The sequence below is a fragment of the Mangrovimicrobium sediminis genome, from assembly GCF_004745945.1.
Classification (GTDB): Bacteria; Pseudomonadota; Gammaproteobacteria; order Pseudomonadales; family Halieaceae; genus Mangrovimicrobium; species Mangrovimicrobium sediminis.
In genome coordinates, this window is record NZ_SRLE01000004.1 from 160,201 (window position 1) to 176,316 (window position 16,116).

General features: G+C 65.8%; 11 protein-coding genes. All 11 read left to right on the plus strand.

Annotation, left to right across the window (positions count from 1 at the left end):
• Nucleotides 1–5: 5 nt before the first annotated feature.
• The 11 genes from smc (at nt 6) to E4634_RS04200 (ending at nt 16,103) form a co-directional block, all read left to right on the plus strand.
• Nucleotides 6–3,503: a chromosome segregation protein SMC gene (gene smc, locus E4634_RS04150; RefSeq protein WP_135441341.1), complete on the plus strand. Its 3,498-nt coding sequence runs from the start codon at nt 6–8 to the stop codon at nt 3,501–3,503.
• 13 nt (nt 3,504–3,516) lie between these two features.
• Complete coding sequence (gene zipA / locus E4634_RS04155; RefSeq protein ID WP_135441342.1) at nt 3,517–4,419, plus strand: cell division protein ZipA; 903 nt, start codon at nt 3,517–3,519, stop codon at nt 4,417–4,419.
• 11 nt (nt 4,420–4,430) lie between these two features.
• Nucleotides 4,431–6,467 (plus strand): NAD-dependent DNA ligase LigA, encoded by a 2,037-nt coding sequence (ligA, locus tag E4634_RS04160; RefSeq protein ID WP_135441343.1) that lies wholly within the window; start codon nt 4,431–4,433, stop codon nt 6,465–6,467.
• Nucleotides 6,464–7,072, plus strand: coding sequence for a transglycosylase SLT domain-containing protein (locus tag E4634_RS04165; protein WP_135441344.1), 609 nt, complete (start codon nt 6,464–6,466; stop codon nt 7,070–7,072). Before ligA ends, E4634_RS04165 begins: the two co-directional genes overlap by 4 nt.
• A 203-nt stretch (nt 7,073–7,275) precedes the next feature.
• Complete coding sequence (locus E4634_RS04170) at nt 7,276–9,054, plus strand: FAD-dependent oxidoreductase (protein WP_135441345.1); 1,779 nt, start codon at nt 7,276–7,278, stop codon at nt 9,052–9,054.
• A gap of 2 nt (nt 9,055–9,056) precedes the next feature.
• A complete protein-coding gene (locus tag E4634_RS04175; RefSeq protein ID WP_135441346.1) occupies nt 9,057–10,913 on the plus strand; it encodes a 2-oxoacid:acceptor oxidoreductase subunit alpha in 1,857 nt (618 codons plus the stop codon).
• Nucleotides 10,914–10,918: 5 nt separating this feature from the next.
• Nucleotides 10,919–11,971 (plus strand): 2-oxoacid:ferredoxin oxidoreductase subunit beta, encoded by a 1,053-nt coding sequence (locus E4634_RS04180; protein WP_135441347.1) that lies wholly within the window; start codon nt 10,919–10,921, stop codon nt 11,969–11,971.
• Nucleotides 11,972–12,048: 77 nt separating this feature from the next.
• Nucleotides 12,049–12,750 (plus strand): phosphate regulon transcriptional regulator PhoB, encoded by a 702-nt coding sequence (gene phoB, locus E4634_RS04185; RefSeq protein ID WP_135441348.1) that lies wholly within the window; start codon nt 12,049–12,051, stop codon nt 12,748–12,750.
• Between the two features lie 21 nt (nt 12,751–12,771).
• Complete coding sequence (phoR, locus tag E4634_RS04190; RefSeq protein ID WP_135441349.1) at nt 12,772–14,040, plus strand: phosphate regulon sensor histidine kinase PhoR; 1,269 nt, start codon at nt 12,772–12,774, stop codon at nt 14,038–14,040.
• An 18-nt stretch (nt 14,041–14,058) separates the two neighbouring features.
• Nucleotides 14,059–14,781: a phosphate signaling complex protein PhoU gene (gene phoU, locus E4634_RS04195; protein WP_135441350.1), complete on the plus strand. Its 723-nt coding sequence runs from the start codon at nt 14,059–14,061 to the stop codon at nt 14,779–14,781.
• A gap of 173 nt (nt 14,782–14,954) precedes the next feature.
• A complete protein-coding gene (locus E4634_RS04200) occupies nt 14,955–16,103 on the plus strand; it encodes a substrate-binding domain-containing protein (protein WP_240725082.1) in 1,149 nt (382 codons plus the stop codon).
• The last annotated feature ends 13 nt before the right edge of the window (nt 16,104–16,116 follow it).

Here is a 16,116-nt window from a genome sequence, read left to right on the forward strand (position 1 = left end):
GTCAGATGAGATTAAAGTCGATCAAGCTGGCGGGATTCAAGTCTTTTGTCGATCCCACCACCGTGAGCTTCCCCAGCAACATGAGCGCTGTGGTCGGGCCCAACGGGTGCGGCAAGTCGAATGTCATCGACGCTGTGCGCTGGGTCATGGGTGAAAGCTCCGCCAAGAACCTGCGTGGCGAGTCCATGGACGACGTCATCTTCAACGGCTCGGTGAACCGCCAGCCAGTCGGCCAGGCCTCCATCGAGCTGGTGTTCGACAACAGCGATGGCAGCGTCGGCGGCGAATATGCCCGCTACGCGGAAATCTCGATCAAGCGCCAGGTCGCCCGCGAGGGGCAGTCCGAGTACTACCTGAATGGCTCGCGCTGCCGCCGCCGCGACATCACCGACATCTTCCTCGGCACCGGTCTCGGCCCGCGCAGCTACGCGATCATCGAGCAGGGCATGATTTCCCGGCTGATCGAATCCAAGCCCGAGGAACTGCGGGTGTTCATCGAGGAAGCGGCGGGCATCTCCAAGTACAAGGAGCGGCGCAAGGAAACCGAGAGCCGCATGCGCCGGACCCTGGAGAACCTCGAGCGCCTCACCGACCTGCGCGACGAACTCGAGCGCCAGCTGCAGCACCTGCAGCGCCAGGCACAGGCCGCCGAGAAGTACCGCGAATATAAAGAGGACGAGCGCACGCACAAGGCCCAGCTGATGGCCCTGCAGTGGCGCGCCCTGGATACCCAGGTGCAGGCGGCGACCCGCGCCATCGGCGAACTCGAGGTCAAGCTCGAGGGCATCCACGCCGAGCACCAGCAGGTCGATACCGCCATCGAGCAGCACCGGGTGGCGCACACGGACCGCACCGACGCCTTCAATAAAGTGCAGGCCAACTATTATTCGCTGGGCGCAGAGGTCGCGCGCATCGAGCAGACCATCCGCCACCAGCGCGAGCGCAGCCGCCAGCTCGAGGAAGACCTGGCACAGACTGGTACCAGCCTGCAGGAGGCGCAGCGCCACCTCGGCGAGGACCGCGAGAAACTCGTGGCCTGGGAGGAGGAGCTGGAAAGCATCGCCCCCGAGTTGGAGATGCTGCAGGCCGTGGAGGAAGACTCCGGCCAGGCGCTGCTACAGGCCGAGGAGGCCATGCACCAGTGGCAGCAGCGCTGGGACGAGTTCAACCAGCGCGCCGCACAGCCGCGGCAGCAGGCCGAGGTACAGCAGTCGCGTATCCAGCACCTGGAGCAGGTGCTGAACCGCATCCAGAACCGCTCGCGCCAGCTCGAGGAGGAGCGCGCGGCGCTGGCCCCGGGCGAGGACCACGGCGAACTCGAATTGCTCGCCGAGGAACTGGCCGAAGCCGAAATGCTGGTGGCCGCAGAGGGCGAGCGCAGCGAGGCCCTGGCGGGATCGATCACCGCCGAGCGCGAGCGCTGCGGCGATCTCGCCGACCAGCTCAATGAGGTGCGCTCGCAAACGCAACAGATGCGCGGCCGGCAGGCCTCCCTGGAGGCCCTGCAGCAGGCGGCGCGCGAGGATTCCAGCGAGGGCATCGGCGCCTGGCTGGAGGCACAGCAGCTGGCCGGTCGCCCGCGCCTGCTGGAACAGTTACAGGTCGACGAAGGCTGGCAGCTGGCGGTGGAAACCGTGCTCGGCGACTACCTGCAGGCGGTCTGCGTCGATGACCTCGGCAGCCTCGGCGGCATGCTCGGCAGCCTGGAGAAGGGCGTGCTGGCACTGGTTGAGTCCGGTGCCGAAGCGGCCGCTGGCGGCGATGCGCTGGCCGGCAAGGTGCGCAGCGCCGGCCACGCGGGCGCGCTGCTCGGCGGTGTGCGCGCTGCCGACGACCTGGCCCAGGCTATGGCGCTGCGCGGTTCGCTGCAGCCCCACGAGTCGGTGATTACCCGAGACGGCATCTGGCTGGGTCCCAACTGGCTGCGCGTGGCGCGCGAGAGCGGCGCCCAGGGCGGGGTTATCGCGCGCCAGCAGCAGCTGGAGGAACTCGAACTGCAACTGGCCGAGACCGCGGAGCGCGAACAGGCCCTGGAACAGGCGCTGGGCGAGGCCCAGGACGCCCTGCGCCAGCTGGAATCACAGCGCGAGGAGTGCCAGCGCGCGGTGCAGTCCGCCTCCCGGCAACACGCTGAAACCGCCTCCCGGCGCTCCGCGCTGGAAGCCAAGTTCGAACAGGTTGCAGTGCGTCGCGAGCGCCTGGCCGCGGATATCCGCGACGCCCAGGATCAGTTTCGCCAGGAGCAGGAGGCCGTCGCCGAGGCGCGCCAGCTGCTGGCCGAGGCCATCGAGGGCATGGAAGTGGATTCGCGCCAGCGCGAGGAGCTGCTCACCGCCCGCGACGAGGCCCGCAACCGCCTCGACAGCCACCGCCAGAAGGCCCGCCACGACAAGGACACCGCCCACCAGCTGGCCATGCGCCACCAGTCCCTGAGCACCCAGGCCAGTGCCATGCGCGATACCATCGCGCGCACCGAGGCCCAGGTCGACCAGCTGCTGGAGCGCAGCGAGCGCCTGCGCGAGAGCATGCAGGAGAGCAACGACCCCCTCGACGGTCTCGAGCAGGAACTCGAAGCGCAACTGGAACTGCGCCTGCAATCCGAGGCCGAGCTCACCGAGGCCCGCCAGGCCGTGGCCGAGGTGGAGCACGAATTGCGCGAGTGCGAGCAGCGCCGCTCGGGCATCGAGCACCGCGCCGGCGGCGTGCGCGGCGAGCTGGAACAGCAGCGCCTCACCCGCCAGACCCTGCAGGTGCAACTGGAGACCATCCAGCGCCAGCTCGCCGAGGCCCAGCAGGATCTCGAGGCCGTGCTCGAGGCCATGCCCGAGGAGGCCAGTGAAGCCGAGTGGCAGACCCGGCTGGAGAAGATCGCCGCGCGCATCGCCCGGCTCGGGCCGATCAACCTCGCCGCGATCGACGAGTACACCCTGCAATCCGAGCGCAAGACCTACCTGGACGCGCAGAACGAGGATCTCGAAACCGCCCTGGAAACCCTGCAGGCGGCGATCCGCAAAATCGACAAGGAAACCCGCAACCGCTTCCAGGAGACCTTCGACAAGGTCAACAGCGGCCTGCAGGAACTGTTCCCCCGCGTGTTCGGCGGCGGCTCCGCCTCCCTGGAGATGACCGGCGACGACCTGCTCGACACCGGCATCGCGATCATGGCGCGCCCGCCGGGCAAGAAGAACAGCACCATTCACCTGCTTTCCGGCGGCGAGAAGGCACTGACCGCCATCGCCCTGGTGTTCTCCATCTTCCAGCTCAACCCGGCGCCGTTCTGCATGCTGGACGAGGTGGACGCGCCCCTGGACGACGCCAACACCGGGCGCTACGCGCGCATGGTGAAAGAGATGTCGGAAAAAGTGCAGTTCATTTACATTACCCACAACAAGATTTCCATGGAGCAGGCGGATCAGCTGATGGGCGTGACCATGCATGAGCCCGGGGTATCGCGGCTGGTCAGCGTGGACGTGGACGAAGCGGCGGAACTGGCAGCGAGCTGACAGGTTTTAGGTGATGGCGGAACTGACGATACGCGACTGGATGGTGATTATCGGGGTACTGCTCATCGTGGCAGTGCTGCTGGACGCCTGGCGCCGGGTGCGCAACGAGCGCCGCTCCGGGGTGCGCATGAAATTGCAGCCGACGGGCGAGGAGGGTGAGGAGCCCACTCGCCCGGACGACCTCTCCTGGTTGAAGGAGCTGCCCAACGGCGGCGCCCGCGTGGTGCGCCGCGGCGACCTGCTCGCCGCCCAGGCCGAGTACGATGCACGCCAGGAACAGGAGGCAGCGACGGATATCGACGCCGGGGCATTCGACGACGAAGACCATCTCGCCGCCGACCTGAGCGGTCAGCGCGACGACGGGCAGGAAGACCTTCTCTCCGGCCTCAGCGCCAGTCGCGACGACGCGGAAGAGGACCATGCCGACGCCGCGCCCGCGGCAGTACCGCTCGCCGACGACCCAGGCCGACTGCCGCGCTCCCAGGAGTCCGAGGTGTTCATGCTCAACGTGGTGGCCCGCGACCCGCGCGGCTTTCGCGGCGAGGACATCCTGCACATCCTGCTCGCCTGCGACCTGCGCTTCGGCGACATGAACTTCTTCCACCGCCACGAGTTCGAGGCGGGCAAGGGCGCTATCCAGTTCAGCGTCGCCAACATGATGCAGCCCGGTGTCTTCGACATCGACAACATGGGCGATTTCAACACGCCGGGGCTGGTGTTCTTCCTCACCCTGCCGGGGCCGGAAGACATGATGAAAGCCTTCGACTACATGCTCGAGACCGCCCAGGCGGTAGCCCGCAACCTCGGCGGCGACGTGCTCGACGAATCGCGCAGCGTACTCACGCGGCAGACCCTCGAGCACTCGCGCCAGCTGATCCGCGACCTCGAGCGCCGCCTGCTGGCCAGGGCGCGCTGACGGACACAGCCATGGCCGGCAACACCCCGCTTCGCGACGAGGTCCTCGAGCTGCGCGCGCAACTCGAGGACTGGAGCTACCGCTATTACGTGCTGGACGACCCCAGCGTCCCCGACAGCGAGTACGACCGCTGCTTCAAACGCCTCGCGGAAATCGAGGCGGACCACCCGGAACTGGTCACCCCCGACTCGCCCACCCAGCGCGTCGGCGGCGAGCCGTTGAAGAAGTTCGCCGAGGTGGTACACGAAGTGCCCATGCTCTCGCTGGACAACGCCTTCGATGCTCAGTCACTGGCGGACTTCGAGCGCCGCGCGCTGGACCGGCTGGGTACCCCGGACGCTGAACTCGCCTACTGCTGCGAACCCAAGCTGGACGGCATCGCGGTGAGCCTGCTGTACCGCGACGGCGTGCTCGAGCGCGGTGCCACCCGCGGCGACGGCAGTACCGGCGAGGACATCACCGCCAACGTGCGCACCATCGACTCGATTCCCCTGCGCCTGCGCGGTGCGGGCTATCCCGACACCCTGGAGGTGCGCGGCGAGATCTACATGCCGCGCGCCGGCTTCGAGGCGCTCAACGCCAGCCAGCGCGAGAGCGGCGGCAAGCCCTTCGTCAATCCGCGCAATGCCGCCGCCGGCAGCCTGCGCCAGCTCGACCCCAGGCTCACCGCCAGCCGCCCGCTGGAATTCTGCTGCTACGGCTACGGCCTGGTGCAGGGCGGTGAACTACCGCCCGAGCAATCGGCCATCCTGCAACAGTTCCGCGAGTGGGGCCTGCGTATCAACCCGGAAATGGCGGTGGAGGAGGGGGCCGCCGGCTGCGAAGCCTATTACGAGCGTCTCGCCGCGAAGCGCGACAGCCTGCCCTATGACATCGACGGCATTGTCTACAAGGTCGACCGTGTGGACCTGCAACGGCGTCTCGGCTTCGTCGCCCGCGCCCCGCGCTGGGCCATCGCCCGCAAGTTCCCGGCCCAGGAGGAGATGACCCGCCTGCTCGACGTCGAATTCCAGGTCGGGCGCACCGGCGCGATCACCCCGGTGGCGCGGCTGGAGCCGGTGTTCGTCGGCGGCGTCACGGTGAGCAACGCCACGCTGCACAACGCGGACGAAATCGAGCGACTCGGCGTGCGCATCGGCGACAGCGTGGTCGTTCGCCGCGCCGGGGACGTCATCCCCCAGGTGGTGTCGGTGGTCGCGGAACGGCGGCCCGCGGACAGCGCGGAAATCCACTTTCCGCAGAGTTGTCCCGTGTGCGGCTCGGCGGTCGAGCGCGAGGCGGACGGCGCGGTATGGCGCTGCCTCGGCGGCCTCGTGTGTCCGGCCCAGCGCAAGGCGGCGATCAAGCACTTCGCCTCGCGCCGGGCGATGGATATCGAGGGCCTGGGCGACAAGCTCGTCGAGCAACTGGTGGACGCCGGCATGCTCGAGACCGTCGCGGATATCTACAAGCTCGAACGCGAGCCGCTGGTCGCGCTCGAGCGCATGGGCGAGAAATCCGCCGACAACCTGCTCGAAGCCCTCGAGCGCAGCAAGTCGACGACCCTGCCGCGCTTCATCTTTGCCCTCGGCATTCGCGAGGTGGGGGAGGCGACTGCGCTCGGCCTGGCCCGGCATTTCGGCGACTTCGACAAGCTCGCGGCGGCATCGGAGGAAAAACTGCTCGAGGTGGAAGATGTCGGTCCCGTGGTCGCGGATCACCTGCGTCAGTTCTTCGACGACCGGCACAGCATGGCGGTGGTGGCGGCGCTGGTCGAGGCCGGCGTGCACTGGGAAGATATCGAGGTCGCCCCGGCCGAGGCCCAGCCGCTGGCGGGACAGACCTGGGTGGTTACCGGTACATTGGAGGCGATGAGCCGCGACGAGGCCAAGGCCGCGCTGCAGGCGCTCGGCGCCAAGGCCGCGGGCAGCGTGTCGAAGAAGACCAGTTGCGTGGTCGCAGGCCCCGGCGCCGGCTCCAAGCTGGCCAAGGCGGAGGAACTGGGAGTGGAAGTGATCGATGAAAATGCCTTCCTTGCACTGTTGCGCGAGCACGGGGTGGCCCAATGATCCGCTGCCTGTGCCTGTTGCTCGCCGCGCTGACCCTCGGTGGCTGCACCACCGGCCCGCCGCGCAACCCCGACAACCTGTGCGATATCTTCGAGGAGAAGGACGACTGGTACGATGACGCCGCGGACGCTCGCGACAACTGGGGCAGCCCGATCCCGGTGATGATGGCGATCATGCACCAGGAGTCGCGTTTCAATGCCAAGGCCAAGCCGCCGCGACGCAAGCTGATGGGGTTCATTCCCTGGACCCGTCCGTCCGACGCCTACGGCTACAGCCAGGCGAAGAAGGGCACCTGGAAGGAATACGTACGCGACGCCGGCAACTATGGCGCCGACCGCGACGACTTCGGTGACGCCATCGACTTCATCGGCTGGTACAACCATCGCTCCAAGCGGCGCAACGGCATCAGCCCGAACAACACCTACGGCCTGTACCTGGCCTACCACGAGGGCCACGGCGGCTTCAGCCGCGGCAGCTGGAAGTCCAAGGACTGGCTGCAGAACGTGGCGCGCAGCGTCGAGCGGCGCGCCGGCAGTTACGGCCAGCAACTGGCCGGTTGCGAGGAAGACCTGAAGGACCGCGGCTGGTTCTTCGGCTGGTTCTGAACCCGGTGCTGGCGCGCCGGCCGGGGCGCTTGTACCGGCGCGCAACAGTGACTTGATCCCCTGCGAAAACCCGCTTATGTGTCGGAAAAGTAACGCATTGCGTCGCCCCCACCGGGTGCAATGCGGGTCCACTTGTGACACAATCCCAGCCGTTTAACCGCAGTGAAAATACGCACACCGACCAGTCACCGACGAGCAGTACAGTGAAACCGACCGATACCAGTAATCCCGAGTACTTCCACAAGGTAGTGGACTGCCAGTACGCCTGTCCGGCGCATACGCCCGTGCCGGAATACATCCGCCTGATCGCCGCAGAACGCTATTCCGACGCTTACATGGTCAACTGGGAATCCAATGTATTCCCGGGCATCCTCGGGCGCACCTGCGACCGGCCCTGCGAGCCGGCCTGCCGCCGCGGCCGCGTCGAGGAAGAGCCGGTCGCGATCTGCCGCCTCAAGCGCGTCGCCGCCGACAACAAGGACAAGGCCGACATCGCCTCGCGCATGCCGGAGATTCCCGCCGAGAAGAACGGCAAGCGCGTGGCGCTGATCGGCGCCGGTCCCGCCTCGCTGACCGTCGCCCGCGACCTCGCGCCGCTGGGCTACAGCATCGACATCTTCGATAACCAGAACGCCGGCGGCGGCATGATGCGCAGCCAGATTCCCTCCTTCCGCCTGCCCGCGGAAGTGCTGGACGAGGAGGTCAACTACATCCTCGACATGGGCATCAACGCCACCTTCGATATCGAGGTGCAGAGCCTGCGCGAGGTGCTCGACAAGGGTTACGACGCAGTCTTCGTCGGCACCGGCGCGCCGCGCGGCAAGGGCCTCAACCTGCCGGGCCTGGAAGACGCCGCCGAGCACGTGCACCTGGGTATCGACTGGCTGGCCAGCGTGGCCTTCGGTCACACCACCAGCATCGAGAAGAAAGTGCTGGTGCTGGGCGGCGGCAACACCGCCATGGACTGCTGCCGTACCTCGCGCCGCCTCGGCGGTGAGGACGTGCGCGTGGTCGTGCGCAGCCCGTTCGAGGACATGAAAGCCTCGCCCTGGGAAAAAGACGACGCCATGCACGAAGGCATCCCCATCTACAACAACCACGTGCCCAAGGAGTTTGTCATCGAGGATGGCGAGTTCAAGGGCATGTACTTTGAAAAGGTCATGGCCGAGTACGACCCCGACGGCAAGCGCAGCCTGGTGCCCACCGGCGAGCCCCTGGTGTTCATGGAAGCGGACGTGGTGCTGATGGCCATCGGCCAGGAAAACGCCTTCCCCTGGATCGAGCGCGACCTCGGTGTCGCCTTCGACAAGTGGGAGATGCCGGTGGTCGACCGCAACACCTTCCAGTCCAGCAACCCGAAAGTGTTCTTCGGCGGCGACGCCGCCTTCGGCCCGGAGAACGTGATCACCGCCGTGGCCCACGGCCACCAGGCCGCGATCAGCATCGACCTGTTCTGCCAGGGCAAGGACGTGGACGAGCGCCCGGCGCCGTTCACCAGCCTGCTGAGCCAGAAGATGGGCGTACACGAGTGGTCCTACGACAATGCGATCGAGACCGACAAGCGCTACGCGGTTCCCCACGCGCCACTGGATAAAGCACTGTCCGACCGCATGCTCGAGGTGGAACTGGGCTTCGACCGCGGCACCGGCTACAAGGAGGCCGAGCGCTGCCTCAACTGCGACGTGCAGACCGTGTTCGAGGAGGCGCGCTGTATCGAGTGCGACGCCTGCGTCGACATCTGCCCGACCGACTGCATCACCTTCGTCGGCAATGCCGAAGAGGAACAGTTGCGCCACAGCCTGACGGCACCCGCCGGCAACCTGGCCCAGGACCTGTATGTCTCCGAGGACCTGCCCACCACGCGGGTGATGGTCAAGGATGAAAACGTCTGCCTGCACTGCGGCCTGTGCGCCGAGCGCTGCCCGACCTCGGCCTGGGACATGCAGAAATTCCTCTACAACGTGACCAAGGCGGGGCGGTAACCATGAAGAGCATCGAGTCCGTCAACGACTTCGTCATCAAGTTCGCCAACGTCAACGGCACCGGTTCGGCCAGCGCCAACAACCTGTTCGCCAAGGCCCTGTTCCGCATGGGCCTGCCGGTGAGCCCGAAGAACATCTTCCCCTCCAACATCCAGGGCCTGCCGACCTGGTACGAGGTGCGGGTGAGCGAGAAAGGCTACCTCGGCCGCCGCGGCGGGGTGGATATCGCGCTGTCGGTGAATCCGCAGAGCATGGCCGCCGACATCCAGGAAGTGGAGCCGGGCGGCTATTTCATCTACGACAACACCAAGCCGCTGGACCTGCGCCTGGTGCGCGACGACGTCAACATCATCGGCCTGCCGCTGACGCGCATCTGTAATGAAGAGTACAAGGACCCGCGCCAGCGCCAGCTGTTCAAGAACGTCATCTATGTCGGCGCGCTGGCCGCGCTGCTGGACATGGACTTCAAGGTGCTCACTGACCTGGTCGCGGACCAGTTCAAGGGCAAGGAAAAGCTGATCCTGCCGAACATCCACGCGCTGGAACTCGGCCACCAATACGCGCGCGCCAACCTGGACTGCCCGATCGGTATCCGCGTGCAGGCCGCCGACGAGGTGGGCGACCAGATCCTGCTCGACGGCAACACCGCACTCGGCCTGGGCGCCATCTACGGCGGTGCCACCGTCGCCGCCTGGTACCCGATCACGCCGTCCACCTCGGTGGTCGACGCCTACGAGAAATACGTCAAGCGCATGCGCATCGATCCGGGCACCGGCCAGCGCAACTACGCCATCGTGCAGGCAGAGGACGAACTGGCGGCCATGGGCATGGTGATCGGCGCCAGCTGGAACGGCGCGCGCGCCTTCACCGCGACCTCCGGCCCGGGCGTATCGCTGATGAGCGAATTCCTCGGCCTTGCCTATTTCGCCGAGATCCCCACAGTGCTGTTCAACGTGCAGCGCACCGGCCCGTCCACGGGCATGCCGACGCGTACCCAGCAGGGCGATATCCTGTCCTGCGCCTACGCGTCCCACGGCGACACCAAGCACGTGCTGCTGTTCCCGTCGACGCCGCGCGAGTGCTTCGACATGGGCGCGATGTCCTTCGACCTCGCCGAGCGCCTGCAGACGCCGATCATCCTGATGACCGACCTCGACCTGGGCATGAACGACAACATGTCGCCCCCGCTGGAGTGGGACGACTCGCGCAAGTACGACCGCGGCAAGGTGATGACCGCCGAGCAGCTGGAGGCCGGTGTCGAATTCGGCCGCTACCTCGACGTCGACGACGACGGCATCTGCTACCGCACGTTGCCGGGCACCCACCCGCATCGCGGCGCCTTCTTCACCCGCGGCACCTCGCGCGACGAGTACGCGGTCTACACCGAGAAGGGCGAGGCCTACGAGCGCAACATGCTGCGCCTGATGAAGAAGTGGGAGACCATGAAGGAGCACGTGCCGGCGCCGGAGACGATTCCCGCACGGCAGGAGACCGACATGGCGGTGCTGTACTTCGGCACCAGCGAGCAGGCCTCCCTGGAGGCGCTGGATCGCCTGGCGGACGAGGGCATCCACCTTAACGCCATGCGCGTGCGCGCCTTCCCCTTCAACGACGAGGTGGAGGACTTCCTGCACGCCCACGAGCGCGTCTTCGTCATCGAGCAGAACCGCGATGCGCAACTGCGCACCCTGCTCATGGCCGAGTTCGAGCTCGGTCCGGACAAGCTGAAGTCGGTACTGTGCTTCGATGGCACGCCGATCAGCGCACGCAATATCCGCAAGCAGATCCGCCTGCACATGCCGGAGCTGGACGAGGAGCCGCAGGAAGTGGCTCGCGCGGCCGGCGCCACGGGAGAATAAAGAGTATGAGTTACCAGCTTCCCAAGTTCCGCCACCCCGAGCTGCCGAAGAACGACCTGGGTTACACCAAGGCCGACTACGAGGGTGCCATCTCCACCCTGTGCGCCGGTTGCGGCCACGACTCGATCTCCGGCGCCATCGTCAAGGCCTGCCACGAGCTGTCCATCGAGCCGCACAAGATTGCCAAGCTCTCGGGTATCGGCTGCTCCTCGAAGACGCCGACCTATTACCTGGGCAAGTCCCATGGCTTCAACTCGGTACACGGACGCATGCCCTCGGTGGTGACCGGGGCGGCCATGGCCAACCGCGAACTGCTCTACCTGGGCGTTTCCGGCGACGGCGACACCGCCTCCATCGGCATGGGCCAGTTCGCCCACGTCGCCCGGCGCAACCTGAACATGGTCTACATCGTCATGAACAACGGTTGCTACGGCCTGACCAAGGGCCAGGACTCGGCCACCGCCGACGAGGGCTCGATGAGCAAGAAGGGCGAGCCCAACCCATTCAGCGCCATCGACCTGTGCGCCACCGCGCTGCAGTTCGGCGCCACCTTTGTCGCGCGCAGCTTCTCCGGCGACAAGACCCAGCTGGTGCCGCTGATCAAGGCGGCTATCGCCCACCGCGGCTTCGCCCTGATCGACGTCGTCTCGCCCTGTGTGACCTTCAACAACAACAAGGGCTCGACCAAGAGCTACGAGTTCGTACGCGAGCACGCCGAAGCCACCGGCGCGGTGGATTTCGTGCCCATGCGCAAGGAGATCACCACCGACTACAAGCCGGGCTACAGCCACGAAGTGACCCTGCACGATGGCTCCTCCATCCACCTGTACAAGCTGGAGCAGGACCTCGACCCCTTCGATCGCACCTCGGCCCTGCTGGCCATGGAGCGCCATCGCGCGGCGGGCGACATCCTCACCGGCCTCATCTATATGGACAAGGCCTCGCGCGACCTGCACGAGCAGCTGGAGACCTCCCGGCGCCCGCTCAGCCAGCTCACCGAGGAAGATCTCTGCCCGGGCAACCAGATGCTGAAAAATATCAACGCCAGCCTGCGCTAGGCCGGCGTTTGTAACGTTATGGTCACAATTTCATCATCTAATACCTGCTGTCCAACCCACGAGGAACCGATGCAGGCATGCCAGAACGTAGCGTACTGATTGTCGATGATGAAACCGCCATTCGCGACATGTTGCGAATGGCGCTGGAAATCGCGGATTTTAACGTCCTCGAGTCCGACAACATCCAGGATGCCTATACCCGTATCCTGGACAACAAGCCGGACATCGTGCTGCTCGACTGGATGCTGCCCGGCGGCAGCGGCATCGAGCTGCTGCGCCGGCTCAAGCGCGAGGAGAGCACCCAGGAACTGCCGGTGATCATGCTCACCGCGAAGACCGCCGAGGACAACGTCATCCAGGGCCTGGATGTCGGTGCCGACGACTACATCACCAAACCCTTCGCGCCGCGCGAGCTGATCGCGCGGATCCGCGCGCTGTTGCGCCGCGCCACGCCGGGCCAGGACCAGGGACGGCTGGAGGTCAACGGCCTGGTGCTGGACGGCGAGAGCCGGCGCATCTTCGTCGGCGACGATCCTGTCGACATGGGTCCCACCGAATTCAACCTGCTGCAGTTCTTCATGTCGCACCCGGAGCGGGCGTATACTCGCGGGCAGCTGCTCGACCACGTGTGGGGCGCCAATGTCTACGTCGAGGAACGCACGGTTGATGTGCATATCCGCCGCCTGCGCAAGGCGCTGCAGACCGATATGGCCGATTACAGCGGCCTCATCCAGACGGTGCGTGGCACCGGGTACCGCTTCTCCTCCCGCGGCCTCTGAACCGGGGCGGCAACCGCAGCGATGAAATGGTTTACCGCGGTTGCCCGCGTCCTGTTGTTTATTGCCGCAGGCACCCTGGTGGGCCTGGTCTTCGGTCACGCCCTGGTTGGAACGATCCTCGCCACCAGCGCGGTGGTGCTCTACTGGCTACAGCAGATGTGGCTGGTGGAGCACTGGCTGCGCGACTCCTCCCAGGCGCCGCCCAACGTGCACGGCCTGTGGGCGGAACTGGTGGGGCATATCTACCGCCAGGAGCGCAATGCCAGCGCGACCATCAGCCAACTGCAATCCACCGTCGACTACCTGCTGCAGTCATTCGCCGCCATGCGCGACGGGGTGGTCATCCTCGAGGACGGCGGCGCAATCCGCTGGTGCAACGACGCGGTGCAGCCGCTGCTCGGCCTGCGCTACCCCGAGGACACCGGCCAGGCGATTACCAACCTGGTGCGGGTCCCCGAGTTCAAGCAGTACCTGCAGGCCGGCGACTACACCACGCCCCTGGTGTTCGAACGCGGCGGCGAGCCGAAAACCCACCTGATGCTGGTCGCCACGCGCTTTGCTGAGGGCGATATCCTGCTCTTCGTACGAAATGTCACAGACCGGGTGCAGAATGAGAACATGCGCCGGGATTTCGTCGGCAACGTCTCCCACGAGTTGCGCACGCCGCTGACGGTCATCACCGGTTACCTCGGCACCATGCTCGCGGACACCTCGGGGTTGCCACCGCCCTATGTGCGCGCGCTGGAGCAGATGGACGGCCAGGCCTCGCGCATGGAAAACCTGCTCAAGGACCTGTTGTGGCTGACGCGTATCGAGACCACAGAGCGCGATGCCAAGGACGAGCAGGTCGACATGGGGGCACTGCTGGCCGAACTGCAGGATGAAATGGGCAACCTGCACCCGGACAATCCACTACAATTGCAGGTCGAATGCCAGGAGCGGATTCCGGGCGACTACCGGGAGCTCTACAGCGCGGTCTCCAACCTGGTAATCAACGCCTACAAGTATGGCGGCCAGGGCAAGCCGGTCATTGCATCCTGGCGCAAACAGGGCGAGGATTACCACCTCGCGGTGAGGGACCATGGCCGCGGCATCGACCCGGTGCATATCCCGCGGCTGACAGAGCGCTTCTACCGGGTCGACGACAGCCGCTCGTCGATGACCGGCGGCACCGGGCTGGGCCTGGCCATCGTCAAGCACGTGGCGATGGCGCACGGCGGGCGTTTGAACATAGAAAGCAGGGCAGGGCAGGGCAGTACGTTCACGATCATACTCCCTCAAAGGACATAACAGCGGGGGCACAGGACGATGTTGAAACAGGACGACTACAAGCAGCACATTTCCGAAAAGTTCAATAGCGAACTCGAGGAGATCAAGAACCACCTGCTGGAGATGGGCGGCAAGGTGGAACGCCAACTCATGGCCGCGATTGATGCCCTGATGGCCCGCGACTCCGCGGCCGCCGAGGAGATCATCAATCGCGACCACGAGGTCAACCAGATGGAAATGCGCATCGACGACGAGTGCAGTACCATCCTGGCGCGGCGCCAGCCGGCGGCCAGCGACCTGCGCCTGGTGCTGACAGTGATCAAGGTCAACACCGACATCGAGCGCATCGGTGACGAGGCGGCGAAAATTGCCCGCCAGGCCGTGCGCCTGGCCGAGGACAACCTCTCGCCGACCAATTACGTCGAGGTCCGGCATATCGGCAACCACGTCGCCTCCATGCTGCGCAAGGCGCTAGACGCCTTCGCCCGGCTGGACCTGGAGCAGGCGGTGGACGTGGTGCGCGAGGACAATGACGTCGACAAGGAATACGGCAGCGCGCTGCGCTCGCTGGTGACCTTCATGATGGAGGACCCGCGCGATATCGGCCCCATCCTCAACGAGATGTGGGCCCTGCGCAGCCTCGAGCGCATCGGCGACCACGCGGCGAATATCGCCGAGCACGTGGTGTACCTGGTGCGCGGCCGTGATGTGCGCCACCAGAAGACCCTCGAGGAGTTCCTCGACAAGGTTAATGAAGAGTAGCCTTTTGTTGGTCTCGCAAAGCATTTTGTGAAAGCCAATAAAATCAAAGGCTTAGACTTGTAATATTGTGGTAACAAACGGTACATAGACTGGCCGGCGATACGGTCTGCAGAACCGGCCCAAACCGCGCGATCTATATCGCGCACCATAGAAAAGACAGGAGTGACTCACACGTGACTAGACGCATGACAGGCGCACTGGCGCTGGCTGCCGCAGCAGCAGCCTTCCTTCCCGGCCTGGCCAACGCCCAGGGCCGCGACATCATCAGCATCGTCGGCTCGTCCACCGTCTATCCCTTCGCTACCGTGGTCGCCGAGCGTTTCGGCCGCTCCAGCGGCTTCAAGACCCCGAAAATCGAATCCACCGGTTCCGGCGGCGGCCTGAAGCTGTTCTGCAAGGGTGTCGGCACGGCTACCCCGGACATCACCAACGCCTCCCGCCGCATCAAGAAGAGCGAGTTCGACGACTGCCAGAACAATGGCGTCAAGGACGTCGTCGAAGTCCTGATCGGTTTTGACGGCATCGCCTTCGCCAACTCCCGCGAGGCGCCCCTGTACGAGTTGTCGCTGAAGGACATCTACCTGGCCCTGGCCAAGGACGTGCCCGGCGCGGATGGCAAGCTGATCCCCAACCCCTACACCACCTGGAAGGAAGTCGACTCGAACCTGCCCGACACCCGCATCGAAGTGCTCGGCCCGCCGCCGACCTCCGGTACCCGCGACGCCTTCGCCGAACTGGCCATGGGCGGCGGTGCGGAGCAGATCCCCGCGCTGCACGCGCTGTCCAAGCTCGGCGCCGACGAGGTCGACGCGATCAAGGCTGCCATGGCTGCACTGGGCGTCCCCGAATCCCTGTACGACGCGCTGGCCCAGAAGAAGGGCAAGGCGCCCAAGGGCGGCGACATTTTCGAGACCATCGCCTATTCCGTGCGCGAGGATGGCGCCTATATCGAAGCCGGTGAGAACGACAACCTGATCGTGCAGAAGCTCGAGGCCAACCCCAGCGCCCTGGGCATCTTCGGCTACAGCTTCCTCGAGGAGAACGCCGACAAGGTACAGGGCTCGAAGATCGACGGTGTGGCCCCGGATTTCGATACTATTGCCGACGGCGATTACCCGGTATCGCGCCCGCTGTACTTCTATATCAAGGCGGCCCACGTCGGCCGTATTCCCGGCATCCAGGAGTTCGCCGAGGAGTTCGTCTCCGAGCGCGCCATGGGCGAGGACGGCTACCTGCCCGAACGCGGCCTGATCCCGCTGGAAGAAGAGGCACTGGAGGAAATCCAGGCCGCGGTGAAGTCGCTCAAACCGCTGCAGATGTGAACCGGCGTCATCC